This is a genomic window from Lyngbya sp. PCC 8106, assembly GCF_000169095.1.
Classification (GTDB): domain Bacteria; phylum Cyanobacteriota; class Cyanobacteriia; order Cyanobacteriales; family Microcoleaceae; genus Capilliphycus.
Genome location: NZ_AAVU01000022.1, coordinates 74,601 through 101,469, shown reverse-complemented (window position 1 = coordinate 101,469; position 26,869 = coordinate 74,601). Strand labels below are relative to the sequence as shown.

Genomic DNA, 26,869 nt, shown 5'->3' with positions numbered 1-26,869 from the left:
CGCTGTTCTGAACAGTAATTTATTAAACACATTCTGAAAATAGACCATGAACGAATCAAAGATCAACGCATTACTTGAAGACTTAAAACAACCAGATGAAATCGTTCGCCGTCAAGCGACTCATCAACTGTGGAAAATCTGGTTTGAACAAAAAGGAACCACTGGACTCGAAAAAATTCGCCAAGCAGAAGTCTGGTTACAAGGCGGAAACTCTAGAGAAGCAGAAGGGGTACTGACTCAACTGATTGAAGATTTACCGGACTTTGCAGAAGCATGGAATAGACGGGCGGTTTTGTATTATATTACCGAACAATACGACAAAGCATTAGCAGACTGTAAACAGGTGATTGAGTTGAACCCGATTCATTTTGGGGCGATACATGGAATGGGGTTATGTTATGCGGCGATGGGAGATTTTTCGGCTGCCATTCGAGCATTTCGACAAGCGTTAGAGATTCAACCCTATTCTGTAGAAAATCAACGGTTAATTTTAGAATGTACAAGTCAATTATAAGATATTAAAGTGTGCAATTAAATTGATTAAAAAAGTTTCAGAAAAAAAGGGGTAAATCCTGGCGGATATCCCCGAATACTCCATATTTTCAGTTGATGATATCAAAAGTTAACTTGACGAATCTGACCAAGCCGGATGAGAAAACAACGCCTCAATCACCCTCACCCCTCGCAACTGGTTCGATAGGGGTAAATGACCAACAGGTGCAGTTAAATCCCAGGTAAACTCTTGAGGATAACGAGTCCAATTACCGTTTTGACGCCAGCCAATTTTCGGCCAAAGTTTCTCCCAATTTCTCCCCACCCCTAACCACAGCTTACGTTGGACAGAGTAGCCAAATTTCCCCTCTGAATACACTCGCCAGAGAAGGTCTATTGTCTGTAAATCTGTTTTAGAGAAGCGTTTAATTTCAGAAAAGTAAATCCATTTCCGTTCTACCGCCGCTTGATTTGACAACTCACACAGCTTTTGTAGGGTTAATTTATCAGCTTCGAGAAAATCTTGTTGGGCGAGGAGTTGTTGAAGACGAGAGTAGTCAACTTGTGCTTCTGAAGCCGGAGAGAGTAAACCTTGGGAAAAATGGGTTTTGAGAAAATCTTGCACCTCAGAGGAGTTAGCCGCAGAAAGCACCTGATAAACTTTACCCTCAACCGGAGTCGGAGAAGCAGAAGCCCGTTCTAACAAAAACTCCATTAATAGGGGGAAACCGACGTCTCCCGCCTCAGCTAATGTTTGAATCAGTTGTAGCTTCGTTGCGGTCGTTCCTGAGTTAAGCCCGGAGCGAACTTCATCAGGGTTTAGTGATGCGACAGTCGCTTTGAATGTGGTCGAATCAGTCATAGGAGGTGTTTTGGGGTGAACAACCTGCATGACACTGGTGTGCAGATCCTCAACTATTGTACAGGTGTATGTTCCCTAATCCTACGATCGCTGTAAAATCCGATCAATAATTGTGCTGGTAGAGGCGGGAACTTCGATTTTAATCAAAGCCACTTGACCCCCGTAAGCCAAAATTGCCGGGGCTTCCGGTAGCGTTTCGAGGGTGTAGTCGCCGCCTTTGACGTATATTTCTGGCTTGAAGATTTCGATCAGTTGAGTGGCTGTTGCTTCACCAAAAATCACCACTGCATCAACGGGTTTTAGGGCGGCTAACACTTCTGCTCGCTGCATTTGCGGTACAATCGGACGGGAAGGAAGACCGGGTTGTGCAGGTTTAATCGTTTGCACAGAGGAGTCGCTATTTAAGCCAACCACGAGTGATCGCCCCAAGATTTTAGCCTGTTGTAAGTAGCGAATATGTCCTGCGTGGATCAGATCAAAGCAACCATTGGTTAAAACCAGTGGACGCCAAGCCCTAGTATTAGAAGCGATCACCTCTTGTAACTGTTCTAGGGTGTAAAGATTTTTAATCTTTGATGAATCGAGATCGGTCATGAGTTTTATCCACAATAATGATAGTCTAAAGTCTGAATTTCATCAGGGGGCGTAGTCTGAGCGTTGAGCATCTACAACGGAGAGTATACTGATGGAAAGATTCTTATCTGATTGACTGGCTTCAGGGAGTTCAAATAGTTATGTTAGGCTAGCGTTAATAGACTGATATTGTACGCGCAATCGCGTTGAACTCCGACATTAAGCTAACACGATAAGCCCCCCTGTCGATCTCAAACAACTTCACAATCAGCATTCTCCTCCGGTGGGTTTGAGAAGCCGAAAACCGTCTTGACTCGCCCTCTTTATCCAACCCTACTGTTTACGCAGATGATCACTGAGTTTACTCAATCCTATGAAAGCAACTACTAGCCGTCAATTTCCCTCACTCGCCGCTTGGAGTGTTAAACTGATCGGGACAATTTTGATTGTTTCTTCTTTAGTTGACTACCTGATCTTATTAGTTCCGCCCAATTTACTCAATCGTGCATGGCAACTCAATGTTACTAGCCAGTTGGTTGATCGGGGTATTGTCCCGATGGTGGGTATGGGTTTAGTTCTGATTGGGTTTTGGATGGATACTGTCACCTCTGGAGGAACTCAAAAGCCGACTAAACCTTTCGTTGATTTGAGATTTTGGATCGCCATTTTAGCGAGTTTACTCGGATTACTTTATCTATTGCTCTTTCCCCTACATTTGAATAATACTCGAATTGCTCGATCTGAAGCATTATCACAGATTAATCAACAAGCAACTCAAGCTGAAACTCAACTAGAAACTCAACTGGGAAGCAATCAGTTTCAACAACAGGTTGAACAACGGAAAACTTTGCTGAGAAATCAGTTTAGTAGTGTGATTGACAATGAAGAACAGTTGAATCAATTGTTAGCCCGAGAAGATCTTCCTCAACAAGTTAAAGATATTTTGGAAGAATCTAAAACCAATCCTCAAGCCCTTGATCAGTTTTTAGAACAACAGGCTGATAATTTACCGACTCAGCTTTTAACTCAAATTCGTGAACGTAAGCAAGAACTTGAACAGCAAGCTAAAACTCGTTCTTTAAAGTCGAGTTTACAGACTGGAATTAGTAGTTTGTTGCTGGCTATCGGTTATATTGGTATTGGTTGGACTGGCTTAAAAACAGTCGGAATTTTGGGCGGTGGTCGTCGCAAACCTTCTGCGGGTTAGCTTAGTCTGAGTTTTTCAACAGTAATCAGTATCAGGATTATTTCTAGACAACTGATCGCTGATTACTGAGGATTAGCGATGTTCTTCATTGTGCATTTTGATGCGAGTTTACGAGTTTTTCAATTCTTCAAAAACCGATGTTTTCAATTTATATTCTGACCTATAATGATGAGATTGATATAGCGGCTTGTATTGAGTCGGCAATGCTATCAGATGATATCATAGTTGTAGACTCTTTAAGTAGCGATCGCACTGTTGAAATCGCCCAAAGTTATCCGGTTCGAGTCATCCCCCACGCTTTTGAAAGTCACGGACGTCAACGGACTTGGATGCTAAAAGAAGTTCCCACAAAGCATGAATGGGTTTATATTCTAGAATCGGATGAACGCATGACTCCTGAACTTTTCACCGAATGTTTAGAAGCCATGAAAAGTTTAGAATATATTGGGTATTATGTCGCTGAACAGGTGATGTTTCTGGGGTCTTGGATTCGTCGCAGTACCCAATATCCCCGCTATCAAATGCGTTTATTTCATAAGGATAAAGTCTGGTTTAGCGATTATGGTCACACCGAACGAGAAGAATGTCTTGGGCCAACAAGTTTTATTAAAGAAACCTATCCCCATTATACTTGCAGTAAAGGACTATCTCGTTGGTTAGAAAAACACAACCGTTACTCAACGGATGAAGCAACAGAAACCGTTAAACAGTTAGACTCAGGAACCGTGAATTGGGGGGATTTATTCTTTGGAAAATCTGAGGTGGAACGACGCCGAGCGTTAAAAGATTTTTCTCTACGTTTACCCTTTAGACCGTTAATTCGCTTTGTTTATATGTATATCATCTTGGGGGGTTGGTTAGATGGTCATTCCGGATTTGCGTGGTGTACTCTACAAGCCTTTTATGAATATTTAATTGTATTAAAAACTTGGGAAATTCGCAATAAGCCTATTCTTCAGTTAGCCCATTCTAATACCGATCCGGTGGAAATGAAAGAAACCCCAGTTTCTTCTCCGGTAGCTACAGAAGATTAGGATAGAAACTTTGACCACAAAGACACTAAGATCCTCATATTTTCTCTTGAGTTGCTTTCTAATGTCTTTGTGGATGTTTAAGATTCTCAGTCAGAATTAAGCCGCTTGACAGTATTGTTCGTAAATACCATCTAACAACAAATTGAGCGCAAAAACAGCATCTTGTGTCGCTGAAATTGCAGCTTGCTGTTGTTCTTCAGTTGAACAAAGTTTAACTAAAGCATCACGAGTCATTTGACTGTGAACTTCATCCGCTTGTTCATGGACTTTGAAAAAGGAAACAGCCTCAGCAGAATCAATGCCATAATAGTTTTGTAGTCCGGCAATTTTTGTAGTGGAAACTTCCGGAATTTGAGCTTCATAAGCATACAATGCAGCTAAACCCTTGACTGCATTTTCACTGCGAGCTAACTCTTTTAAAATTCGGACAGATTCTGTTGTTTTCTCCAGATTTTGACGTTCGAGAACCGCTTGTCTGTCCACACCCAATCCTTCTGCAAACCGTAACCAAAGTTCAGGATGATTTGCAGAACCCCGTTCTTCTTCGATTAAATTTTCCAGCAACATCTGACGAATTTCTAAGTCATCACAAGCCGCATGAGTCGCGCTAACGTAGGTAGGGAAGTGATGAACTTGCAAATAATATTCTGTCGCATACTCTTGTAGCATCTCCAAAGTCAGTTTCCCTTCATTCCACAGTTGATAAAAAGGATGCTTCAGTAGATGATGTCCGTCAATAATCTCGTCAATTTGAGCTAAAAACGCTTGCTCAGTCATGGATTTTTCTTGGACTAGCATAATTCACTCTGATGGGGTTAATTCTAGTGAATTGTATACCAAAACGAGTTCTTGTCAAGAGTATAGGGCTACGCGCAAGGCAACAGCCAAAAGGCAAGATCTCCCATCTCCCTACCTCCCATCTCCCTACCTCCCTACCTCCCTACCTCCCCATCTCCCTACCTCCCCATCTCCCCACCTCCCCATCTCCCTATCTTCCCTTACCAAAAAAAGCGGGTCAAAAGCCCCGTCGTTCACGACGGATTATGTTCGTGCTATGATGGGTTATCGTCAGCGACGACGACAAATTATGCTCGTATATGAAATGAAGCTGCAAGGAACATATTGCCAGTACCGAAGCTTGGATGAAGCCATTCGGACAGGTCTATTTGTTCGCAACAGCGTTATCAGAGCATGGTTAGACGGTCAGGTTAAAAGTCGCAACGATGCCTACAAGCACTGCAAACTGTTGTCAGACAACCCAGAATTTCCCTGGGCATCAAAGTTAAACTCAATGGCACGACAAGCACACGCAGAAAGAGCTTGGGCATCAATTGAAAGATTTTATCGGAATTGTAAGCAGAAAATACCAGGCTCCAAGCGGTGCGACCCTGCGGATGTTCCATCCGCTCTGCGTAACGCGCACCAAGAGAAGGATTCCCAAAGTTTAAAAAGTATCAAGTTAGAGCGTCTGTTGAATACAAAACATCAGGATGGAAACTTTCGGAGGACAGACGTTATTTAACGTTTACCGACAAGTTTCAAGCGGGTACGTTTAAGCTTTGGGGAAGTCGAAACCTGCACTTTCATCAACTCGAACAAATCAAACGAGTGAGGGTAATCAGAAAGTACAACGGGTATTATACTCAATTTCTAATAGATTATGAACGAGAGGAGAAAAAAGAACTAACAGGAAAACAAACAGGGCTAGATGTAGGTTTAAACTATTTCTACACAGATTGTTCTGGTAATCAAATAGATAATCCCCGATTTTTGAGAAAGGATGAACGCAAGCTGAAAAAGCTACAACGCCGATTATCAAGAACTCAAAAAGGCAGTCAAAATCGCCAAAAAGCCAGAAACAAATTAGGTAGAGCGCATCTCAAGGTTTCACGCAGGCGTAATGATTGGGCTTGTAAACTAGCCCAACACGTCATCCGGTCTAACGACTTGGTAGCGGTTGAAAACCTACGGATTCGCAACATGGTTAAAAATCATCATCTAGCCAAATCAATTAGCGATGCAGCTTGGTACAGGTTTCGAGAATGGTTAGAATATATGGCGCGGGTTTATGGGGTTCCAGTTATTGCTGTCGAACCCGCATATACTTCTCAAAACTGTTCAAATTGTGGCGAGAAAGTTGTAAAAACTCTCAGTACGAGAACCCATGAATGCCCTCACTGCGGGTATATTGCTGACCGAGATGAAAATGCCGCCAGAAACATATTGAAATCTGCATTAAAACAGCTATCAAATAAAGAAACGGATAAGAAATCGATTAACGGATTAATTTAACTGCGAGTATCAGAGATTTATGCTGTCCTACAGATAACTTAATCCGTTCTTCCGCTTAATATCTGTTTTTAAAATACCGCCGGGCAGGTGGTAATTAACGCCTCTGAAGAGAATGCCCTCTGCTCTGTTGGGGAAACTCAACCTAGTAAGTCAGCTCGTGGAAAGAGGAAGCCCAGACAGTGATGTTTGGAATCTCCGTTGTTTACGACGGAGAGGATGTCAAAGAGAACTTGTATCTGAAAGTAGCGATCGCAACGTTTCCTTCATTTGTCCAATACTTGTTGTTGCGGTTCCAAACTGACGAACCACCAAACTCGCCGCTAAATTCCCCAGTACCGCCGCTTCCCATAGAGAAGCACCCCCACACAAGCCCAAAGTCAGCGCTGAGACGACCGTATCTCCCGCTCCAGTCACATCAAATACATCTGTACGATTAAAAGCCGGAATATGCAATGAACTCAGCCTAGCGTCCTCTGAGTGGGCAGAGAACAAACTCATCCCATCTTCACCGCGAGTAATCAAAATATGATCCGCTTGTGTGAGTTTCAGCAAATCCTCTCCCGCTTGAGCGAGGGTACTCTCATCCGTAATCGAGTATCCCACAGCCAGTTCTGCTTCAGGAAGATTGGGGGTAAACAGACTCGCCCCGGTAAACCGATGTAAATCCTTTTGCGTATCCACCACCGTCAAACCATGAGACAAAGCCGCTTCAATCGTGACAGGTGTGAGAACCCCATCGCCATAGTCCGAACAAACCACCGCATCAACCGTTTCTAGGGAATTGCGAATATAATCTGCTAGTTGTAACTGTAAGTCTAGATCCGGTAAGCGATCAGACTTGCGATCAATTCTGACAATTTGCTGAGTCACCGACTGACGAGCATGACCAGAAATGCGAGTTTTTGTAACGGTTGGGCGATCAGGGTCAAGCAGCATTCCCTGAGTCTCAATTCCCGCCTCCTCAAAAATTTGCCGCAAAGCCAGACCCTGTTCATCCTTGCCAACAAAACCCGCCACCTTAACCGTTGCACCCAATGAAGCCAAATTGTATACTGCATTGGCACCCCCACCGGGAATTTGACGAGTCGCTTCATGGCGGAGAATTAAGACGGGCGCCTCACGAGAAAGCCGTTCGACCTGACCCGAAAGAAACTCATCTAGAGTTAAATCTCCCACCACCAAAACTTTCGCTTGAGAAAAGTGATCTAAGTGTTGTATCAGTGAGTCGGCACTCGCACTCAGTTGGGTGAGAAAAGAGACATCTAGAGTCATAATCCGAATCAGGGAATGAACAGTTGGCGATCGCTCCTGTCAAAATAACCAAGCACAGGATCAGCAACCTTGAATTGTAGCAGTTCCCCCCTAATCAGTTAAGATGGCTTTTTCAGTTTGAGAACAAAAGCTTTGATTTGAGCCACTTGTTTTTTGAGCGCGTTCATCTCCGCTTGCATTTTAGCCATGCGCTGTTCTAACGCTTTGATTTGAGCCGCATCTGCCGAATTTGTTGGTGTCTCTGCCTGAGCAGGTGAGGCTTTCGCGGCTGCACTCGGTAGGGGTTCTCGCGACTTGTTGGCTTTGACAAAAGCAGACTTGATTGCTTCGATCAGTTGTTTTTTTTCAAAGGGCTTTTCGATAAACTCGAAATACTCAAACGGTTCCGGAATTTTTTCCGTCACCTCCTCTTTACGACCAGACATGAGTACGAGTGGAATTTTCCGCAGTTCGCTGTGAGCTTGTATCTGCTGGAACACATCCCAACCGCTTAACTTGGGTAACAGGAAATCCAACATAATTAAATTAGGATATTCCTGATGAACCAGTTCTAGTCCTTCTTTACCATCTTTGGCTTCTAATACATCAAAGTTACCCGGAGGGAGCATTTCCCGAACCCGCACACGAATAACTTTGCTATCATCGATAACCAGGATTTTTCGACCTGCCACGACTGACTCCCTAGTGATGAGTTAAGTGTTCCTATTTGAGTCTATCGTAATGGAGCAAGAGGACTGCGACCAAAATCTTTGATTTTGGTCGTAGGTGAATTGCGACCAACAAAAAGACTCGGTTTTGGGAAGTCCGACGGAAGTTCTCCTGTACAAAAGTCTAACGGGTTAGCATAACGGGATAGAATTGTGGTAACATTCCAGTGTGCTAACACTAACCTACGAATTTAAGTTAATCCCCTCTCAAGAACAGATTACCATCATTGAGAATATGTTGGTGGTCTGTAGAAAGGTGTGGAATTACGCCTTGAGAGAGCGAAAAGACTGGATAAACAGTAGAAAGTGTGCTATTAATTATTGTTCATTGCAACAAGAATACATCATCTCAGCAGATGCCCCTTACCCCAACTACAACGTACAAGCTGCGAACTTAACAAAAGCAAAAAAAACCAACCCGGAAATCAAGAAAGTGAATGCTCAAGTTTTACAACAAGTTTTGAAAACTTTAGAAAGAGCATTTAACAGCATGAAAGAAAAGGGTTACGGCTTTCCTCGCTTGAAAAACAAGTATCGAATGCGGTCGTTTGTTTTCCCTCAGTTCAAGACAAATCCAATCTCTAATGACTGGATAAAACTACCTCAGATTGGATTAGTTCGGATGAGATTATCTCGCCCAATCCCAGAGGGATTTCAGCTCAAGCAGGTGCGGGTAGTTAGACGAGCAAGTGGGTATTTTGCGATGCTGTCATTGCAGAGCAATGTAAATATCCCAGACACTCCGGCTTCGGGGTATCCGCTCGGGATTGACGTTGGACTCGATAAGTTTTTGGCAACTTCTGATGGTGAATTGATTGAACGTCCAAAGTTCTTGGCTCAACTACATGGCGAGCTGAAATTGCTGCAACGTAGATTCAAGTCAAAAAAACCAGGTTCAGTCAATCGACATAAACTCAATCAGAAGTCTTCAAGAATTCATCAAAAAATCTCGGACACTCGAAAAGATTTTCACGCTCTCACTAGCCCATCATTTGTGTGACCAAGCTGGAATGATATTTGTTGAAGACTTAGATTTTAGAACTTGGGCGAAAGGGATGTTGGGTAAACATACTCTTGACGCGGGATTCGGTCAATTCTTCAATATTTTAACTTGGGTCTGTTGGAAACGAGGGGTTTATTTTGGTAAAGTTGACCACAGATATACCAGTCAAATTTGCCCAAATTGTGGGACGCATACAGGCAAATTTGATTTGTCAGAGCGTATCCACAAATGCCCTGAATGCAATTACGAATGTAATCGTGATGTTGGGGCAGCAAAAGTCATTTGTCAACGGGGGATTGCTGCGGTCGGGCAGATCGTGGTTCAAGAAATTGACTGTGGAGATGGTCTGACGGGGACTGGTAACGGTCTAGTTAAGAATCAAAGATGCAGTAAATCCAAATAGCGATGTTTGGGAATCCCTCTCTATAATCTCTGGTTTAGAGAGGGAGGATGTCAATGTGACTCATAGGTTAGAACTCAACCCGAGTTCTTCACATACATTAGATTAATCTGGATTCGTCATAAAGGGCAAAACACAAAAGATTTTTAATTTTGAAGATGTCAACTCCTACTCACTCTCCCTCTACACCTCAGTCTGAATCAAACTCCCGACAAGCAATGGTTGCAGCGATGCCGGACTGGTTACGTCGTCCGATTGGCAAGGCGAGTGAACTGTCTGCTGTCCAACGCATTATCAAACAGCGTAATATCCACACCATCTGCGAGGAAGGACGTTGCCCCAACCGGGGAGAATGTTATGCCCAGGGTACGGCGACTTTTTTGCTGATGGGGCCTGTTTGCACTCGTTCTTGTGCTTTTTGTCAAGTGGATAAGGGTCATGCTCCCATGCCGTTAGACCCCGATGAACCTCAAAAGGTGGCTGAAGCGGTGAAGCTTCTCGGGTTGCGGTATGTGGTATTGACTTCGGTGGCGCGAGATGATTTAACCGATGGCGGTTCAGGGGTGTTTGTTGCCACGATGGAGGCGATTCGTCAGCAAAACCCGGAAACTGAAATTGAAGTCCTTACAGCCGATTTTTGGGGCGGACAAGGCGGTGGTGATCTCTATGAACTTCAAGCTCAACGGATTGCTACTGTCGTTGCGGCTCAACCGGCTTGTTATAACCATAATGTTGAAACGGTTCGACGTCTACAAGGAATCGTCAGACGGGGGGCAAAATATGATCGTTCGCTGGATGTGTTGAGAATTGTTAAAAAACTTAATCCCACGATTCCTACCAAGTCTGGATTAATGTTAGGACATGGAGAAACTGAAGCAGAGATTATCGAAACGCTCCAAGATCTTAGGGAGATCGAATGTGATCGGATTACACTGGGTCAATATATGCGTCCGTCTTTAGCCCATTTACCCGTGCAGAAATATTGGACTCCGGCAGAGTTTGAACGCTTTGGTGCGATCGCGGGAGAGATGGGTTTTTCTCATGTGCGTTCTGGGCCACTTGTTCGTAGTTCTTATCATGCTGGAGAAAGAGACTGATCATGCTATAGAAAGAGATTGATCCCCATCTGTCTGAAAATGATCTCATCTATGCTTTAATGTAGTCAACGCATTGAGAATTAAGTTTATGACAAAGAGTGAATCCAAAGCACCTTATCCTTTTCGCACGTTCTGGGCAATCGTACTGTTAGCGATCAACTTGTTGGTTGCGGCTTACTATTTCCATATCATTGAATAGTTGGAAACGCTGTTAATTTTTGATTTAATAAATTTGTGCTGCTCCTGATTTCTAATTGAGTTCTCTCGAAATTAATCATAGGGCAGCACTTTAACTGTTAAAAATGTACTCGCTTAGACTCGAATTAATTTCGTGAAGTTTCGGTGTGAGATTCGATCTCATCAACACGCTGCTGAAGTTGTTGGAAATCTTGTTTGAGTTCAATCACTAGAGTAGCTAATCGATCAAACATCGGATCACCAGACATTAAATGCGATCGCGGATCAGGCGGAATATCTTCGGTTGGCGCTCCTTCTACCGGGTTAATAGACGGCGAAGATTGAAATCTTAAACTGCTGATTTCCCCTCTCAATTGAGAAACTTGAGTTTCTAACCGTCGAATCCGAAATGCAAGCTGAGAGTTCGTAGACGCTTGAGCCGATGAAAACAGTTGCCAGACTAAGAAAGCGGATAAAAAGGCAATAATTAACCGCAGGTTTTGAGGAGAATTAAAAAAGTTATTCATCAGGATTTGGGTTGAGAAACGATAACAAAAATGACTTCAGGTTTCGAGAGATTAGTCGTTTGAGAACATGAGACGCTATAGCAATTATCGCGCCTTGTGAGGTACATAACTTTATGCTTTAGGCAACAGCTCATCTGGCAATAGGCAATAGAAAAGATCGTAAATCTGTACCTCGTTACTCTGAGAAACGCTATATATCAAAATTTTAAAACAATTGATTTAAAATTAAGGGAAACCCGATTGAGGGTGAGGCTGATCCTCGCTGATTTTGGGTCAACGGCAGAATATTAATCAATAATATTCAAAATTCCAAACCTGTATGGAATCATTTGTTTATGAGTTACTGTATTAATCCTCAATGTCTCCATCCTGCTAATCTTGATACTGCACAATTTTGTCAAAGTTGTGGTGAACCCCTGTTATTGCAAAATCGTTATCGTCCCATTCAACCGTTAGGAGAGGGAGGTTTTGCTAAAACTTACTTAGCAGTTGATGAACACATTCCCTCTAAACCCCCTTGTGCGATCAAACAATTTATGTTTAGCGATCGCCAGGTTCACCATTATCAAAAAGCAGCCCAACTGTTTCGTCAAGAAGCGGTGCGTTTGGAACAGTTGGGTAAACATCCACAAATTCCGCAACTCTACGCCCATTTTCAGCAGAATAAACAGCTTTTTCTGGTGGAGGAGTACATTGCCGGAAAAACATTAGCACAGGAATTAGAACAAAAGGGAATATTTCAGGAAACGCAGATTTGGGAACTACTGCGGGGCTTGCTTCCGGTGTTGAAATATATTCATGATCATCAAATTGTGCATCGCGATATTAAACCTGAGAATATTTTACGGCGTTTTCCTCTGACTTTGGAAGCGGATATTCCCGTGATTGAACCGATAGAATCGATTGTCTCTCGTAATCTCATCTCTAAAGCCAGTTTATCATCGGTATCTCTGAGTTCACCGCCTGTCCGTCGCCCGGAAAATCAATGGGTTTTAATTGATTTTGGTGTTGCTAAACTCCTCAGTGATACAGTGATACAGCGAGCGGGGACAGTGGTGGGTTCTCCTGAGTTTATGGCGCCCGAACAAACCCGAGGAAAAGCATTTGCGGCGAGTGATTTGTATGGGTTGGGGGCGAGTTGTTTGTATTTGTTGACGGGGGTTTCGCCTTGGCAATTGTACGATGAGGAAAAACAAGATTGGGTTTGGCGAGAGTTGATCACGTCTCAGCACCGAGTCAGTGAACGTCTAGGAAAGATTTTGGATCGTTTAGTCGCCCCATCGCTAGAGCAACGTTATAGGAGCGCCGAGCAAGTCTTAGAAGCGATGAATACACCGAAAATGTCTTCTTCTCCAGTTCAGACTCCGGTGAAGCGATTGCCGTCTCGCTCTCGACACCTTTCGCCCCTGTCTCGATCAAGCTGGAAATTACCGGATGTTTTGACTCAGTTGTTTTCAGGTTTGAGTCAACCGATTGATGATCTCAATTCTGAGGTTGGGGTTGATTATAGCAAGTTACAGCGTCTTTTAGCCACTCACCACTGGAAAGAAGCTGATCACGAAACCTGGTGGGTGTTGTGTCAGGCTTTGGGTCATGGGAGATATTGTTATCTTTCTCCCCAAGACTTGAAAAAATTGCCTTGTCAGGATTTGCGAACAATAGATGCGTTGTGGGTGAAATATAGTCAGGGACGGTTTGGTTTTAGTGTACAGACTCGCATTTATGAGGAGGTAGAAGGAGATTATAGTCAATTTTGCGATCGCCTTGGTTGGTTAACTTATAATCCTCATCATCCGGCGATGGGCTTTAGATTTGATCGATCCGCTCCGATTGGTCATTTACCGTCGCGTATGGGGATTGTGGGTTCAGGAAAATGGTGGCAACACGCCCAGATGATGTCTGAGAAGGTTGTTGATTGTGGCATTGTCTGAAAAAAATTAACTTATGTAATCTATTGTTAACGTTTTTGTGAAAAATGGTAATATTGGTAAATTATGAAATATACAGATCATGGGTAGTAATTAATACCCTTGTCTGTTGTTTATCCATTTTTAACCTAAAAACTGTTCTCTAAATGCTATAAAATGTGAGTACAGTTGTCACTGGTAAAGTCAAATTGGGTTGACTGATAAAGAAGCATTATCAGTCTGCTTATAGACTATTTTAATCTCAGGGAAGCAAAATTTTTTTGGGAATGGCTAAGAGTGAACGGTTCTATCAGGAGAACACACTCAATTGCATTCTGTTAGGGGTGAAGGGTAAGGCGAGAGAGGTTGCCTACAATGTCTCTATAGCCGAAAAGTCGATAGATCTAAAAGGATTTCTAGGATTGAAGCCAGAGTAGACTTGACCAATCTGCACAGCCACCGAGGGGAAATCCGATCATGAAGATTTGCTCAAGATTTGAGATGAATCGGTTCTAGAACAGGGTGCAACCAGAAAGCCCATAACGGGGTTATTGTTCTTTAAACCAATAACAAGCTATGCCAGGTGTACGAGTCGGAATATTGCATTCTCTGAGTGGGACGATGGCAATTAGCGAATCTCCGCTCGTTGATGCTGAATTAATGGCAATCGCTGAAATTAATCAATCTGGAGGTGTCTTAGGTCAGCCTATCGAACCCGTCATCAAAGACGGTGCATCTAATCTAGAAACATTTGTCACCCAAGCCACAAAACTGATTCAACAGGATAATGCTTCTACTCTATTTGGTTGTTGGACAACAGATGCACGTCAAGCAGTCAAACCCGTTGTCGAAGCTTGTAATGCTCAACTGTGGTATCCTGTCCACTATGAAGGCTTAGAAAACTCCCCTAATATTTTTCATACCGGATCTTGTGCCAATCAACAAGTCGAACCCACTGTCAATTGGTTGATACAAAATCTGGGATCACGGTTTTATCTACTCGGTTCGGATTATGTGTTTCCCCATACTGTCAATAAATTAGTCAAAATTCAACTCAATGGACTGGGGGGAGAGATCGTCGGCGAAGCCTATGCCCCTTTGGGAAACCAAGACTTTAGCGCAATTATCACTCGGATTCAACAAGCCCAACCCGATGTGATTTTTAGCACGCTAACGGGCGATAGCAATGTTGCTTTTTACCGTCAATTTCAAGCAGCAGGTTTAACGGCGGAAAATATCCCGATTATGGCAACCTCTGTCTCCGAAACCGAACTGCAAGAAATCGGAGCAGCAGCAGTGGGTCATTTAAGTTGCTGGAGTTATTTTCAAAGTATTGACACGCCAGAAAATCAACAATTTGTCAAAAATTTTAAAGCCAGATACGGCCAACATCGCGTGACCAGTGATCCCATTGAAGCCGCTTATACCCAAGTTTATCTGTGGAAACAAGCGGTTGAATTGGCAAATTCATTTGATTGTGGTCGGATTCGAGTCGCGGCTTATGGAGTTAGTTTTCCGGCTCCAGGGGGTATCTACTGCATCAAACCCAATCATCATGTTTCCAAAGTGTGTCGGATTGGTCAAGCCCTCCCTAACGGACAATTTGAAGTGATATACTCTACACCCAATCGAATTAAACCCTTACCCTGGTTAGGATTTGAAGAAGGTCATTTCAATACTTCAGAAATGGTCACACATTTGCTCGCAGAAGTGAGTCATAGTATTGAACGTGCTGAACAACTCGAACAAAAATCTATCGAACTCGAAGCGACTCAAGCCCAACTCAAACAAGAAATTGAAGCCCGGAAACAGTTTGAGCAAAAACTCAAACAAATGAACGTTCAACTCGAACAAATTGTTGCAGAACGAACAGCCGCCCTCAAAGAATCAAATGATCGTTTTGTTGAAGAAATTGTTGAACATAAACAAGCCCGTGAAGCCCTGCTTTCTGCCAATACTCGTCTACAAGCTGTCTTAGAAGCAGTACCGGGAACTGTGTCTTGGATTCAATCTGATTTGCGTTACATCGAGGTGAACCAAAAACTCGCCGATATGTTCAATATGCCTCGGGAAAACTTTTCAGGTCAGCATATTGGATTCTTGGGTTCGAGTTCTGATTTTAATGATTTTGTTCAACAATTATTTGCCAGTCCTGAAGTTGAAATGTCTCGGGAAGTGATGACGAATTTGGGTGAACATCCCTCTTATTATTTAGTCGTCGCTCGTAAATATGATCACAACAAAGCGGCGTTTGTAGTCGGTCTTGATATTACTGAACGCCGACGGACTGAAGAAGCATTAAAAACAGCAAATGTCCGTTTACAAACTGTATTAGAAGCCGTTCCGGGTACTGCTTCCTGGGTGAGTTCAGATTTACGTTATATCGAAGTTAATCAAAATCTTGCTGATATTCATAGCCGACCTCGTGAAGATTTTGCCAATCAACCGATTGGATTTTTAGGCGGAGGTTCACAGTTTAATCAGTTTGTTCAGGAGTTATTTGGCAAGCCTGAAATTAATGCTTATCGGGAAATTTGTGCGAAAGTTCAGGATAAAAGACGACATTACATTATTGTTGCTCAAAAATACAATCAAAGTCAAGAAGCTTTTATTATTGGGATTGATATTAGCGACCAAAGACGAGCAGAAGCAGCATTAGAAAATACTCGAGATCAATTACAAGCCGTTTTAGATGTTGTACCCGGAACGGTTTCTTGGATTAGTTCAGATTTGCATTATTTGGGGGTGAATCGTTATCTGGCTGATACGTTTGAATTAAAGCCTGAAGATTTTTTAAATAAGCATATTGGGTTTTTAGATGTTAGTCCTCAATTCAATCAGTTTGTACGAGATTTCTTCGCAACTGCGGCGTTAGATGCTCAACGAGAAGTGATCTCGATTGTTAAAGAAGAACGGCGAAATTATTTGATTGTTGCTCATAAATATCACCACGAACAAGCAGCGTTTTTTGTCGGAATTGATATTACAGCCCGGAAACAAGCTGAGGCGAATTATCGCAGTATTTTTGAAAATGCAGTTGAAGGGATTTTTCAAACTTCACCGGAGGGACGGTTTATTAGTGTAAACCCGGCTTTAGCACAGATTTATGGGTTTGCATCTCCCCAAGATTTAATTCATAATTTGACTCATGTTGGTAATCAATTGTATGTGGATACCGGGCACCGTCAGGAGTTTGTTCGCTTAATCAAAGAACAGGGGGCGGTTGTTAATTTTGAGTCGCAAATTTGTCGGGTAGATGGTCAGTTGCGCTGGATTTCTGAAAACGCCACCGCAGTCTATGATAATGCCGGGAAACTGTTGTATTATGAGGGAACAGTTGTTGATATTACTGAACGTAAACAGGCTGAAGATGCACTTCAACAGGCGATGGATGCTTTGGAATTTCGAGTAGAAGAACGCACGGCTGAACTGGTACGAGAAATTGGGGAACGGCGACGGATAGAAGGGGCTTTGCGATCGTCAGAAGCCGAACTGCGAGCTTTGTTTGCGGCAATGACTGATGTGATTACGGTGTTTGATGCTCAAGGGAATTATAAGAAGATTGTCACTACAAATGCTGAAGTTTTGTATAGTCCCACACCAGATCGTTTAGGAAAAAGTGTCTTTGAAGTGTTTCCGCCCGCTCAAGCCAGAATGTTTTATAGTCATATTCAAAGAGTATTAGAAACTGGAAAAACACTGAATGTTGAGTATAGTTTACCTGTTGAACAATCAGAATCGGGTTTTGTTCCGAGTTCTAATTCTCCCCTCAACCCAGAAATAACAGAATTAGTTTGGTTTGCGGCGACGGTTTCTCCTATGCCAAATAATTGTGTAATTTGGGTTGCGCGTAATACGACTGAACGACGACGGGTACTTGATGCGTTGCGAATTGAACAGCAAAAGTCAGAGCGTTTGTTACAAAATATTTTACCGAGATCAATCGCTGAACGTCTCAAACAAGCCCCCCATTCGATTGCTGAACGCTTTGATCACGCAACAATTATGTTTGCAGATATTGTTGATTTTACCGGATTTTCTTCTCAAATTGCACCGACTGAATTAGTGGATTTACTTAATGAGATTTTCTCCGCATTTGATGCGTTTGCACAAAAACATGATTTGGAAAAAATTAAAACTATTGGAGATTCTTACATGGTTGTCGGAGGTTTACCCACACCAAAAGATGATCATGTTAAAGCAATTGCTGAAATGGCTTTGGATATGCAACGGGAAATTTGCCGTTTTCAACGCCATGATGGTTTACCGTTTCGTCTGCGAATTGGGATTAATACTGGGCCAGTTGTTGCTGGGGTTATTGGGACTCGTAAGTTTATTTATGATTTGTGGGGAGATGCGGTTAATGTGGCGTCACGGATGGAGTCTCACGGGGAAGCCGGGAAAATTCAAGTCACAAAAGCAACTTACGACTTATTAAAAGATCAGTATATTTTTGAAAAACGGGGAATCATTGATGTTAAAGGGATAGGTAGAATGGCGACCTACTGGCTACAAGGGAGAAAATAACTGATCGGATGTCTTTTTTGCGCCCCCGAGTAGGTGTCAAAATTGGGCGACTGCTTTTGAACGCTGAATTTCTTACTCTGTCTGGGTTTGGGGTCGCTCCTGAGTTCGAGAGGCGGGCGCGTCCCACTGTGTAAGGGTTTCAGCCTTTTTGACAAATCTGAGGCGATCGGGTATTATAGTTTTAGTCGCACCAGGCGCAACTGCACCTCGAAAACTCAATATACTATAGGTTTCAATGGCTTACAGTTACAATTACCAATAATCCCTATTAGGGATTGAAACCCCAGAAGAAAAGCTGAATCTCTAAGCGCCGACGAAAGGTTACAATTACCAATAATCCCTATTAGGGATTGAAACCACGAACCAGACTCAATATCTTCCGGCCCGGCGGAGCCTTGTTACAATTACCAATAATCCCTATTAGGGATTGAAACTCTATCCCATTTCTGTAATTCAGTATCATCAGTTACAATTACCAATAATCCCTATTAGGGATTGAAACACATATTCAAATTCGTGAAGCTTCTGAATCACCAGGTTACAATTACCAATAATCCCTATTAGGGATTGAAACGTCTCGCTTTGACCGGACGGTTGCCTTCGCTGGAAGTTACAATTACCAATAATCCCTATTAGGGATTGAAACTATTGGATGAACCGACAACACTCCCAGTTACTCACAATGCGTTACAATTACCAATAATCCCTATTAGGGATTGAAACCTCGGTATTGCTGCTCTAAATGCTCTCTTGTTGAATTGTTACAATAACCAATAATCCCTATTAGGGATTGAAACCAATCAAAGTTATAGGCAAACGATGATGCTTGGGTGTTACAATAACCAATAATCCCTATTAGGGATTGAAACAAATCAATTAAATTGAACCCAGTGTCTGCACTTGTTACAATAACCAATAATCCCTATTAGGGATTGAAACTTGCCTAATAGACGGACTGAACTGTTTTTCCCTGCTCCGAGTTACAATAACCAATAATCCCTATTAGGGATTGAAACTTGAAAAGCTTAGAGTATTGGTTTCTGAACCTGAATTGTTACAATAACCAATAATCCCTATTAGGGATTGAAACTGATGAATTAGCGCAAGAGTCTGCAATCAAACGGTTACAATAACCAATAATCCCTATTAGGGATTGAAACATAAGCTTCTACTCGCTCTGGCGACCACCAAATCCGTTACAATAACCAATAATCCCTATTAGGGATTGAAACTCAAAAAACATCCTATCATCGTTGCGATCGCATTGAGAGTTACAATTACCAATAATCCCTATTAGGGATTGAAACTAAATCCTGTAATCCCATCATTTGAACGGGTTACGGAGTTACAATTACCAATAATCCCTATTAGGGATTGAAACTTTAATCTTTTTGATTGCTCTTTGCAGTTTTGAGAAAAGTTACAATTACCAATAATCCCTATTAGGGATTGAAACATTAGGGTGATTCGACAAACCCCCTTCCCACAAAAGTTACAATTACCAATAATCCCTATTAGGGATTGAAACAAATTATTTTCAAAAACATGGGTGCTATGATGGGTTACAATTACCAATAATCCCTATTAGGGATTGAAACAAAATCCATCAAATTGCGAACTCGCTCACTTGCCTGGTTACAATTACCAATAATCCCTATTAGGGATTGAAACTGGAAGTTTTGTATGCACCCGGAGAGGAAATACTTCTTTGGAAGTTACAATTACCAATAATCCCTATTAGGGATTGAAACAGGTTCACCTTGAGGCTAAGGGTAAGGATTTCTGGAAGTTACAATTACCAATAATCCCTATTAGGGATTGAAACTGCCCATCTGCATTTATATAAACGTGATCTGGATGTTACAATTACCAATAATCCCTATTAGGGATTGAAACAACACTAATCCAGAAGCAATAATTCTAAAAGTCAGAGGTGTTACAATTACCAATAATCCCTATTAGGGATTGAAACAGAGACGATTATGCTCAAAGGGTTGAATCACTTAGTTACAATTACCAATAATCCCTATTAGGGATTGAAACTACGATATTGAATATGTATACAATTCATTTAAGGGTTACAATTACCAATAATCCCTACTAGGGATTGAAACTCAGGATGAACGGATGATATTAGAACGGGAGCGTTACAATTACCAATAATCCCTATTAGGGATTGAAACGACTTCTGCGGCGTGTATCGGCTTTTGGCGGTGGTGTTGTGTTACAATTACCAATAATCCCTATTAGGGATTGAAACACTACCAAAACTTATTAATTTTACATTTTATTAACGGGTTAGATTGTTAAGTTAACCGTTTTGTTAAAGTCTGCGTTTCTATTAGATTGATAGCGCTGAAGCACAACACCGCGCGTAACAATAAATCAAGGTTTTCATAAAATCTAGTGAAACTCCTGAAGTGATAACAGAGATCTTTATGAAAGCTGTAGGGAATGGAAATGAACGTTCAACAACAGGAACTCTATCAACGCTTACAAGCCTTTTCGCTGGATGAACCTAACGCCAAATATTCTTTTAGCAAACGCCTAGCCAGAGAGAACGGTTGGACTGTAGAATATACTCAGCAAGCGATCGCAGAATATAAAAAGTTTGCATTTTTAGCGGTTGTTGCTGAACATCCCGTTACGCCTTCAGAACAAGTCGATCAAGTTTGGCATTTACACTTAGCTTATACTCGTTCTTATTGGGATGAATTTTGTCCGAATATTCTGCAAAAACCGTTACATCACAGCCCAACTCAAGGCGGAAGTTCAGAGGATAATAAGTTCAATCATTGGTATAATAAAACTTTAGAAGAGTATACCACATTCTTCGGAGAATTTCCACCTGTTGAGATTTGGCCGCCTGCGGAAATTCGCTTTAATCACGATATTCAAGTTCAACGGGTTAATACAGAGGATTATTGGATTATTCCCAAGTTTCGTAACCTGAATTTACCTGTATTTCGCTTTCCTAAACCCGCAATTTTAGGAATTGGATTTCTTCTAACTCTAGCTTTAACCGCCTGTGAAGTTTCTCTTACAAATATGCAAAATCCTCTTGATTTTACAGGTTCGGAATTTTTAGAATTTTACTTTCTTTCGGTTCTTACTGCCATTGTTTTAGGTTTGGGTTTGGACAGTTTAAGAAAGCCATCGACAGCAACTTCTTCAACTCATAGAAAATCTTTGTTCATTGAATACTTACCCGCCTTACCGATATTTGCAGTATTAGCGTTGGGTGTGGCTAAAATTTTCGTGAGTATTTCTCGCGGAAAACCTATCGGATATCTGTTTTTTCTCTGCATTTTTACTCTTTGTATTGCAATTTGTTTTCTACCGTCTAGCCAATCAAGTAGTCGTTCTAGCAGTCGTTCTGGTAACAAGAGTAGCAACAGCAGTAGTAGTTACCATTCTACCAATAGCAGTAGTTACTATGACAGTAGCAGTAGCAATAGTGGTTATGGAAGTGATGGGGGTAGCGATTGCAGTAGTAGTTACCATTCTACAAGTAGCAGTAGCGATAGCAGTTGTGGAAGTGATGGCGGTGGTGGTGGAGGTGATTGCGGTGGCGGTGGTTGCGGTGGGGGTTGCGGTGGGGGCGGTTGCTGCGGTGGCGCCTAAAGCTGACGAATACGCTGGCGAATTTTTTGTAATTGTTCCGCAGATAAAGGTGTTAATTGATTGAGATTGAGTTCATCTTGAATGGCTTTCAACGCCGTGACAATAAGCGGAACTCCCAAACCTAATTCTTGAATTTGTTGACTTTGGCTAAATACGGTTTCTGGGGTTCCTTCTAATACAATTTCTCCACTATCCATCACAAAAACCCAATCCGCCCAAGCTTCTACAAAGTCTAAATTATGAGTTGCGAGTAGAATCGTTGTTCCTCTACTATGAACTTTTTCGAGGGTTTGGCGGAAGTTTTGAACTTGTCTGGGGTCAAGATACGCTGTGGGTTCATCAAGTAATAAAAGTTGAGGCTGAAGAACCATCACATCTGCAATAGAAACGCGCTTTTTTTGTCCTAAACTGAGGTAATTAATCGGTGTATCGGCTAAACTCAGTAAGTCAAAATCTAATAAGGTTTGTTGGACTCGTTGGGCGATTTCCGACTCGGGTAAACCTAAATTACACAGTCCGTAGGAGATATCTTCTTCGACAGTTGTGGCGACTAATTGCTGTTCGGGATTTTGAAAAACTAGACCGACTTGTTGTCGTAATTGATTTAAGGATTTTCGATCATATTTTAACGGTTTTCCTTGCCATTCTATTCTACCATGTTTCGGGCGATATAATCCATTAGCGAGTCGAAATAATGTTGTTTTTCCGCAACCATTTCGTCCAATCACTGCACAACGTTGGTGTTGGGGAATTCTCAGCGTTAGATTTTGAACCGCAGAACGTTGGCTACAGGGATAAGTATATTCAACATCTTTAAAACTGAGAAGGTCAAATTCTGGAGACATAATGCCATCCAATATTAACGAACAATAAAGTACACCCAAAAATTGCTTCAATTATATACCGAAAATCGGGTTTATAGCGACGAATATACCAAACCTTTAGTTCTCCTGTAAACCCTCGTGATGTCAATCCCAGAGAAATTTGACGATAGTTTTCTAGGGTGCGTCGCAACATTTGACTGACGACAATTCCAATACTGCGAATTCCCGTTTTCCAATTACAATAGCCGATTCTGGCTTGTTGGGCGGTTAACAATTCACTGGCGGTTTCTGTGAGTAGAAAAATGAACCGATACATTAACGTCAAGAGTTCTGTTATCAAACTCGGACAGCCAATATTTTTTAAAATTCTGACAATTTCTACAAAAGGAACTGTTAACAAAATAAAGTACATACAAGCAGTCAGTACCAGAGAACGGGTAAACAAAACTGTAATTTGTTGAAGTCCTTGTTGACTGATATAAATAAAAAGATTACCCAAAGTTACGCCCCAAAAAATATCGCTCTGAACCAACTGCATATCCGATAACCCAACTCCCGCCAACACCAAAGCCGGAACGCTGGTTAACCAAAATCCTAACGGAATAGCTAGTAATTTTAGGTAAACCGAAGCTGGAATCTGAGCATAAATAATAATCCAAATTGTAATCCAAACGGTGATTAAGAGTTGTATTAGTGAAGGTGCCGCCCAACTCAAACAAAACAAAGTCATTCCAAACAAAATTTTGTGTTCGGGAGGGAGATAACGCAATCGATTGGTATAGGCTAAAGAATCAATTTCATGGTGCATTAATTTTTTTGATTTTTTCCCTCTTGACGACCTTTGTACAACCCCACAACATAGCCAACAATTCCGGCTCCAATTGCAGCTTGAGACACAAATAATAGACTTTCTATTTCTCCACTGGGAAGTTCTATTAAAGGATTAAACCAGGGTTGATAATTGGGTTTAATTTCTGTAATAATTTTCTCGGCTTCGCTATCGGCTCCACTATATTCTCCTCGAATAAATATTAACGGTAATATTGCTAAGGTGATAACGGCTAAAATAAGTAACCCGTTTCTTTGTTTTGAGGATTGAGGTTGAGTGGGTTTCTGATTAGATTGCATGGCTTTTTCCTCGACTATTTTGTAAAAGTTTGAGTGTTTGGAGTTCTTCTGAGGCGTAAGATTGTAACCAGTTCCACACCAATAGGGTTAATAAACCTTCACTAATTGATAATGGAAATTGAGTTAGAGCAAAAATCCCTGCAAATTTAATAAATGACACCAAAACGCCTCCGGTTGCAGCCGGAAAAGCCAAAGCAAGTTGAATCGAAGTCATAGTATAAGTCGATAAACTTCCTAATGTTGCGGCGAGGAAAATACCGAGTTTTTGATGTCCTTGACTTAAGCATAAACGATAAATTCCATAGGCAATCCAAGGGCCAACAATTGCCATTGAAAAAGCATTTGCACCCAAGGTTGTTAAGCCCCCATGAGCCAGTAATACCGCCTGAAAAACTAATACCAAACTCCCCAATACTGTCATTACAGAAGGGCTAAACAAAACAGTTCCGAGTCCGGTTCCGGTTGGATGAGAACAACTTCCGGTAACAGAAGGAATTTTCAAAGCAGACAGTACAAAACTAAATGCTCCGGCTAAGGCGAGTAATAATTTAAGTTCGGGATTTTGACGAGTAATATGGTTTAATGATTTTATTCCCAAAATGAAAAAGGGTAAACTCAAAACCCACCAAAATATTGCCCAACCCACCGGAAGAAATCCTTCCATAATGTGCATCGCTTGGGCTGGAGAAGCTGCACCGACAACGAGATAAAAGCTTAACCCTGTCATGGCGACAAGGCGGAAAATTCGATGAACTCTTGACATCTGTACCTCGCAGATTGAGTTGTGTTTGTAGATTTCTATTGGCGGGCATCCTGACTTAGAGATTTGATGTTAATAAAACTTCCATAAAATCTCATCACAGTTGCGGGACAGTGTTGGATTTTTACCAAACTTTCCCCGTTACCTCTAGTGGCTGACCCTCACTAGAACCAATAGATTTTGTATCTTACCATATAAAATGTAAATAGTTGCAGAAATGGTTAAGAAAAATAATAATGCTTCAATTTATCTCAAACTTACTGACGGCTGATGAATTTATTATAAAATACGGCGATCGCGATCGCTATGAACTGATAGATGGCGAATTAATTAAAATGGAACCAACAGGGCTGCATGAACAAGTTTCTGCTTTTATTGGGCGAAAATTGAATGTAGAAATTGATCGCCAGGATCTCAACTATTTGATTCCCCATCGCTGCTTAATCAAACTTTTAGGAACGGAAACGGCTTTTCGTCCAGATGTAATAATTTTAGATCAAACTCAACTTATTAATGAACCTTTGTGGCAAAAAGAACCTGTTATTACATTCGGAAACTCGATTAAACTGATTGCAGAAGTTGTCAGCACAAACTGGCAAAATGACTATGCCCGAAAAGTTGAAGATTATGCTTTATTGGGTGTTTTTGAATATTGGATTGTTGATTATTTGGGTATGGGTGGTAGAGAATATATTGGCAAACCTAAACAGCCAACGATAACGATTTGTACATTGGTCGAAGATGAATATCAAAAACGGCGATTTCAAAATAACGATCAACTCGTTTCCTCAATTTTTCCTAACTTACAACTAACAGCAAAACAAATCTTTACTGCTGCTGAATTTAGATAGAGATGAAGATTACTCTATTTGAGTGACAACACTCAAGCTGTCACACTAGAATTTCAGGGTGATATCAGTTAGAAGACTGGAATGGGGGGTTTAACGGGAAGTTGGGGTGAACAGACTTGTGATGATTTGGGAAGTTGTACGTTAAGCCAACTGCGGCTTTCGAGACTTTTATAGAGTGAAGTTAAGCAGAGAGTCTTACTGGTTTAACTTTATCGAGGTCGTCATGCAAGTTGTTACTCATACTCCCCCAACTCCCGAAAAACTCCTCAATAATCGCTATCGTATTTTACAATCTATTGGTAGCGGTGGCTTTGGTGAAACGTTTCTCGCTGAAGATACTCAAATGCCTTCGGGTCGTCGTTGTGTTATTAAGCAATTAAAACCGAGTGTTAATCGTCCTGAACTTTATCCGTTAATTCAAGAACAATTTCGCCGAGAAGCAGCTATTTTAGAAAAACTGGGTGAAAAAAGCGATCGCATTCCTCGATTATACGCCTATTTTGAAGAAGAAGAACAGTTTTATTTAGTTCAAGAATGGATTGAGGGAGAAACCTTAACCACTCGCATTCAACGCTTAGGACGATTGAGTGAGACGGAAGTTAAAGAGATTTTATTGGGTTTATTACCGCTTTTACATCGCATTCATAAACAAGGTTTAATTCATCGAGATATTAAGCCGGATAATATTATTTTACGTCATCCGATGGGTAAACCTGTTTTAATTGATTTTGGGGCTGTCAAAGAAACAATGGGAACAATGTTAAATTCTCAGGGAAGTCCGACGGCTTCGATTTTAATTGGAACACCGGGTTTTATGGCATCTGAACAAGCGGTAGGCTATCCATTGTATTCGAGTGATCTTTATAGTTTGGGGATGACAGCGATTTATTTATTAACCGGAAAAACAATTAAAGAGATGAATATTGACCGAGAAACAGGTAAAATTTTATGGCGAGAAAATGTTCCTGATGTTAGTCAAAGTTTTGCGGAAATTTTAGATAAAGCAATTCAATTTTATCCGCGTGATCGCTTTTCTAAGTCTGAGGAAATGTTTGCCGCTTTACAAACTATTCCGAGTCCTATTCCCAAAACTGAACCGTCGTTACCCCCTTCGACAATATTTTTCCCAAAACCACTTCAGTCTCCTAAAACTTCTCACTCTAAATTTCAACTCTTTAAACAGTTTAAACAGTTAAAAGATTGGCAAAAAGCAACGTTATTCGGAATTCTCATCGGTGCTTTTGTGGGATTGGGAATTGCTATTCCGTTGAAGATTTTATTTCAACAAAAGTCGTCTCAAGCTTCAACGGTTGATCAACTGTATAATCTGCCGATGTCTTTCTATTTTATTGCCGATTCAGCTTTTAATGACCCAGAACAGGCTGAACAAAAACGTCAATCTTTAAAAGAAAATGGTTATTCTGATGCGGGTTTATTTTGGAGTCCAAACTATTCTAATTGGTCTCAATATAAGTCTTATAAAGTCTATGGAGATTGGTTTGAAACAAAATCAGCCTGTGAGAAAAATTTACCCAAATACCGAGAATTTAATCCGAGTGCTTATTGTGGATTTGCAACGAAGTAGTTCATCAGTGAAGGGAATTT

The 26,869-nt window shown here is 41.4% G+C and carries 22 protein-coding genes, 1 pseudogene, 1 CRISPR repeat array and 1 riboswitch; of the genes and pseudogenes, 13 read left to right on the top strand and 10 right to left on the bottom strand.

The window, feature by feature from the left end; genetic code table 11:
- The first annotated feature begins 46 nt into the window (after positions 1-46).
- Positions 47-514 carry a tetratricopeptide repeat protein gene (locus L8106_RS15995; protein WP_009785393.1) on the top strand — a complete coding sequence of 156 codons (468 nt, stop codon included), beginning with the start codon at positions 47-49 and terminating at the stop codon, positions 512-514.
- 108 nt (positions 515-622) lie between these two features.
- Here L8106_RS15995 and L8106_RS15990 read toward each other — a convergent pair whose 3' ends face one another.
- Together L8106_RS15990 and L8106_RS15985 are read right to left on the bottom strand one after the other, a co-directional pair.
- Complete coding sequence (locus L8106_RS15990) at positions 623-1,354, bottom strand: GUN4 domain-containing protein (protein ID WP_039896498.1); 732 nt, start codon at positions 1,352-1,354, stop codon at positions 623-625.
- A gap of 81 nt (positions 1,355-1,435) precedes the next feature.
- Positions 1,436-1,948 carry an adenylyltransferase/cytidyltransferase family protein gene (locus tag L8106_RS15985; RefSeq protein WP_009785391.1) on the bottom strand — a complete coding sequence of 171 codons (513 nt, stop codon included), beginning with the start codon at positions 1,946-1,948 and terminating at the stop codon, positions 1,436-1,438.
- 352 nt (positions 1,949-2,300) lie between these two features.
- Between L8106_RS15985 and L8106_RS15980 the strand changes: the two genes are divergently transcribed.
- A complete protein-coding gene (locus tag L8106_RS15980; protein WP_009785390.1) occupies positions 2,301-3,134 on the top strand; it encodes an HpsJ family protein in 834 nt (277 codons plus the stop codon).
- Between the two features lie 137 nt (positions 3,135-3,271).
- On the top strand, positions 3,272-4,168 hold the full coding sequence (locus L8106_RS15975) for a glycosyltransferase family 2 protein (RefSeq protein ID WP_009785389.1): 897 nt from the start codon (positions 3,272-3,274) through the stop codon (positions 4,166-4,168).
- 96 nt (positions 4,169-4,264) lie between these two features.
- On the opposite strand, the gene L8106_RS15970 is transcribed toward L8106_RS15975, so the two are convergent.
- Positions 4,265-4,945 (bottom strand): CADD family putative folate metabolism protein, encoded by a 681-nt coding sequence (locus L8106_RS15970; RefSeq protein ID WP_009785388.1) that lies wholly within the window; start codon positions 4,943-4,945, stop codon positions 4,265-4,267.
- Positions 4,946-5,255: 310 nt separating this feature from the next.
- Here L8106_RS15970 and L8106_RS15965 point away from each other — a divergent pair.
- A pseudogene (locus L8106_RS15965) lies at positions 5,256-6,460 on the top strand (RNA-guided endonuclease InsQ/TnpB family protein).
- A 219-nt stretch (positions 6,461-6,679) separates the two neighbouring features.
- Here the strand turns inward: L8106_RS15965 and L8106_RS15960 are convergent.
- Complete coding sequence (locus L8106_RS15960; protein WP_009785385.1) at positions 6,680-7,732, bottom strand: bifunctional heptose 7-phosphate kinase/heptose 1-phosphate adenyltransferase; 1,053 nt, start codon at positions 7,730-7,732, stop codon at positions 6,680-6,682.
- Positions 7,733-7,830: 98 nt separating this feature from the next.
- A complete protein-coding gene (locus L8106_RS15955; RefSeq protein WP_009785384.1) occupies positions 7,831-8,403 on the bottom strand; it encodes a response regulator in 573 nt (190 codons plus the stop codon).
- 205 nt (positions 8,404-8,608) lie between these two features.
- On the opposite strand from L8106_RS15955, the gene L8106_RS15950 reads away from it, so the two are divergent.
- The 4 genes from L8106_RS15950 to L8106_RS30610 all read left to right on the top strand — a co-directional run bounded on the left by L8106_RS15950 (position 8,609) and on the right by L8106_RS30610 (position 11,138).
- Positions 8,609-9,439 (top strand): RNA-guided endonuclease TnpB family protein, encoded by an 831-nt coding sequence (locus L8106_RS15950; RefSeq protein ID WP_198012955.1) that lies wholly within the window; start codon positions 8,609-8,611, stop codon positions 9,437-9,439.
- Between the two features lie 10 nt (positions 9,440-9,449).
- Positions 9,450-9,845 (top strand): zinc ribbon domain-containing protein, encoded by a 396-nt coding sequence (locus L8106_RS34475; protein WP_009785382.1) that lies wholly within the window; start codon positions 9,450-9,452, stop codon positions 9,843-9,845.
- 155 nt (positions 9,846-10,000) lie between these two features.
- Positions 10,001-10,939: a lipoyl synthase gene (gene lipA / locus L8106_RS15945; protein ID WP_009785381.1), complete on the top strand. Its 939-nt coding sequence runs from the start codon at positions 10,001-10,003 to the stop codon at positions 10,937-10,939.
- Positions 10,940-11,027: 88 nt separating this feature from the next.
- A complete protein-coding gene (locus L8106_RS30610) occupies positions 11,028-11,138 on the top strand; it encodes a photosystem I protein PsaX (protein WP_071941398.1) in 111 nt (36 codons plus the stop codon).
- A 124-nt stretch (positions 11,139-11,262) separates the two neighbouring features.
- Here the strand turns inward: L8106_RS30610 and L8106_RS15940 are convergent, their stop codons facing one another.
- Positions 11,263-11,643 (bottom strand): hypothetical protein, encoded by a 381-nt coding sequence (locus tag L8106_RS15940; RefSeq protein ID WP_009785380.1) that lies wholly within the window; start codon positions 11,641-11,643, stop codon positions 11,263-11,265.
- A 335-nt stretch (positions 11,644-11,978) separates the two neighbouring features.
- On the opposite strand from L8106_RS15940, the gene L8106_RS15935 reads away from it, so the two are divergent.
- From L8106_RS15935 to L8106_RS29690, 3 genes are all read left to right on the top strand, one after another.
- On the top strand, positions 11,979-13,574 hold the full coding sequence (locus L8106_RS15935; protein WP_009785379.1) for a serine/threonine-protein kinase: 1,596 nt from the start codon (positions 11,979-11,981) through the stop codon (positions 13,572-13,574).
- Positions 13,575-14,126: 552 nt separating this feature from the next.
- Positions 14,127-18,077 carry a transporter substrate-binding protein gene (locus tag L8106_RS15930; protein WP_039896475.1) on the top strand — a complete coding sequence of 1,317 codons (3,951 nt, stop codon included), beginning with the start codon at positions 14,127-14,129 and terminating at the stop codon, positions 18,075-18,077.
- Positions 18,078-18,322: 245 nt separating this feature from the next.
- Positions 18,323-20,337: direct repeats of the CRISPR family, unit length 37 nt; unit sequence GTTACAATTACCAATAATCCCTATTAGGGATTGAAAC.
- A 200-nt stretch (positions 20,338-20,537) separates the two neighbouring features.
- Positions 20,538-21,701: a hypothetical protein gene (locus tag L8106_RS29690; protein WP_156803705.1), complete on the top strand. Its 1,164-nt coding sequence runs from the start codon at positions 20,538-20,540 to the stop codon at positions 21,699-21,701.
- On the opposite strand, the gene L8106_RS15920 is transcribed toward L8106_RS29690, so the two are convergent.
- Genes L8106_RS15920 through L8106_RS15905 form a run of 4 tightly spaced genes read right to left on the bottom strand, consistent with a single transcriptional unit; the run spans position 21,698 to position 24,416 of the window.
- Entirely contained in the window at positions 21,698-22,546 is an 849-nt protein-coding gene (locus L8106_RS15920; protein ID WP_009785375.1) for an energy-coupling factor ABC transporter ATP-binding protein, read from the bottom strand. The genes L8106_RS29690 and L8106_RS15920 overlap by 4 nt on opposite strands.
- The gene (cbiQ, locus tag L8106_RS15915) at positions 22,530-23,333 is read right to left on the bottom strand and encodes a cobalt ECF transporter T component CbiQ (protein ID WP_009785374.1); all 804 of its coding nucleotides are present in this window, start codon (positions 23,331-23,333) and stop codon (positions 22,530-22,532) included. Before cbiQ ends, L8106_RS15920 begins: the two co-directional genes overlap by 17 nt.
- Positions 23,333-23,653 (bottom strand): energy-coupling factor ABC transporter substrate-binding protein, encoded by a 321-nt coding sequence (locus L8106_RS15910; protein WP_009785373.1) that lies wholly within the window; start codon positions 23,651-23,653, stop codon positions 23,333-23,335. The genes cbiQ and L8106_RS15910 overlap by 1 nt, the downstream gene beginning before the upstream one ends.
- Positions 23,643-24,416: an energy-coupling factor ABC transporter permease gene (locus L8106_RS15905; protein WP_039896474.1), complete on the bottom strand. Its 774-nt coding sequence runs from the start codon at positions 24,414-24,416 to the stop codon at positions 23,643-23,645. Before L8106_RS15905 ends, L8106_RS15910 begins: the two co-directional genes overlap by 11 nt.
- Positions 24,417-24,438: 22 nt before the next feature.
- Positions 24,439-24,603: riboswitch (cobalamin riboswitch) on the bottom strand.
- Positions 24,604-24,649: 46 nt separating this feature from the next.
- On the opposite strand from L8106_RS15905, the gene L8106_RS15900 reads away from it, so the two are divergent.
- Both L8106_RS15900 and L8106_RS15895 read left to right on the top strand, forming a co-directional pair.
- Positions 24,650-25,264, top strand: a complete 615-nt coding sequence (locus L8106_RS15900; RefSeq protein ID WP_009785371.1) for a Uma2 family endonuclease — start codon at positions 24,650-24,652, stop codon at positions 25,262-25,264.
- A gap of 223 nt (positions 25,265-25,487) precedes the next feature.
- Positions 25,488-26,849, top strand: a complete 1,362-nt coding sequence (locus L8106_RS15895; RefSeq protein ID WP_009785370.1) for a serine/threonine-protein kinase — start codon at positions 25,488-25,490, stop codon at positions 26,847-26,849.
- Positions 26,850-26,869: the final 20 nt, after the last annotated feature.

Coding starts and splice junctions, on each gene's coding strand:
- L8106_RS15995 (WP_009785393.1), top strand. CDS start 47: ATGAACGAATCAAAGATCAACGCATTACTTGAAGACTTAAAACAACCA.
- L8106_RS15990 (WP_039896498.1), bottom strand. CDS start 1,354: ATGACTGATTCGACCACATTCAAAGCGACTGTCGCATCACTAAACCCT.
- L8106_RS15985 (WP_009785391.1), bottom strand. CDS start 1,948: ATGACCGATCTCGATTCATCAAAGATTAAAAATCTTTACACCCTAGAA.
- L8106_RS15980 (WP_009785390.1), top strand. CDS start 2,301: ATGAAAGCAACTACTAGCCGTCAATTTCCCTCACTCGCCGCTTGGAGT.
- L8106_RS15975 (WP_009785389.1), top strand. CDS start 3,272: ATGTTTTCAATTTATATTCTGACCTATAATGATGAGATTGATATAGCG.
- L8106_RS15970 (WP_009785388.1), bottom strand. CDS start 4,945: ATGACTGAGCAAGCGTTTTTAGCTCAAATTGACGAGATTATTGACGGA.
- L8106_RS15960 (WP_009785385.1), bottom strand. CDS start 7,732: ATGACTCTAGATGTCTCTTTTCTCACCCAACTGAGTGCGAGTGCCGAC.
- L8106_RS34475 (WP_009785382.1), top strand. CDS start 9,450: ATGATATTTGTTGAAGACTTAGATTTTAGAACTTGGGCGAAAGGGATG.
- lipA (WP_009785381.1), top strand. CDS start 10,001: ATGTCAACTCCTACTCACTCTCCCTCTACACCTCAGTCTGAATCAAAC.
- L8106_RS30610 (WP_071941398.1), top strand. CDS start 11,028: ATGACAAAGAGTGAATCCAAAGCACCTTATCCTTTTCGCACGTTCTGG.
- L8106_RS15940 (WP_009785380.1), bottom strand. CDS start 11,643: ATGAATAACTTTTTTAATTCTCCTCAAAACCTGCGGTTAATTATTGCC.
- L8106_RS15935 (WP_009785379.1), top strand. CDS start 11,979: ATGAGTTACTGTATTAATCCTCAATGTCTCCATCCTGCTAATCTTGAT.
- L8106_RS15930 (WP_039896475.1), top strand. CDS start 14,127: ATGCCAGGTGTACGAGTCGGAATATTGCATTCTCTGAGTGGGACGATG.
- L8106_RS29690 (WP_156803705.1), top strand. CDS start 20,538: ATGAACGTTCAACAACAGGAACTCTATCAACGCTTACAAGCCTTTTCG.
- L8106_RS15920 (WP_009785375.1), bottom strand. CDS start 22,546: ATGTCTCCAGAATTTGACCTTCTCAGTTTTAAAGATGTTGAATATACT.
- cbiQ (WP_009785374.1), bottom strand. CDS start 23,333: ATGCACCATGAAATTGATTCTTTAGCCTATACCAATCGATTGCGTTAT.
- L8106_RS15910 (WP_009785373.1), bottom strand. CDS start 23,653: ATGCAATCTAATCAGAAACCCACTCAACCTCAATCCTCAAAACAAAGA.
- L8106_RS15905 (WP_039896474.1), bottom strand. CDS start 24,416: ATGTCAAGAGTTCATCGAATTTTCCGCCTTGTCGCCATGACAGGGTTA.
- L8106_RS15900 (WP_009785371.1), top strand. CDS start 24,650: ATGCTTCAATTTATCTCAAACTTACTGACGGCTGATGAATTTATTATA.
- L8106_RS15895 (WP_009785370.1), top strand. CDS start 25,488: ATGCAAGTTGTTACTCATACTCCCCCAACTCCCGAAAAACTCCTCAAT.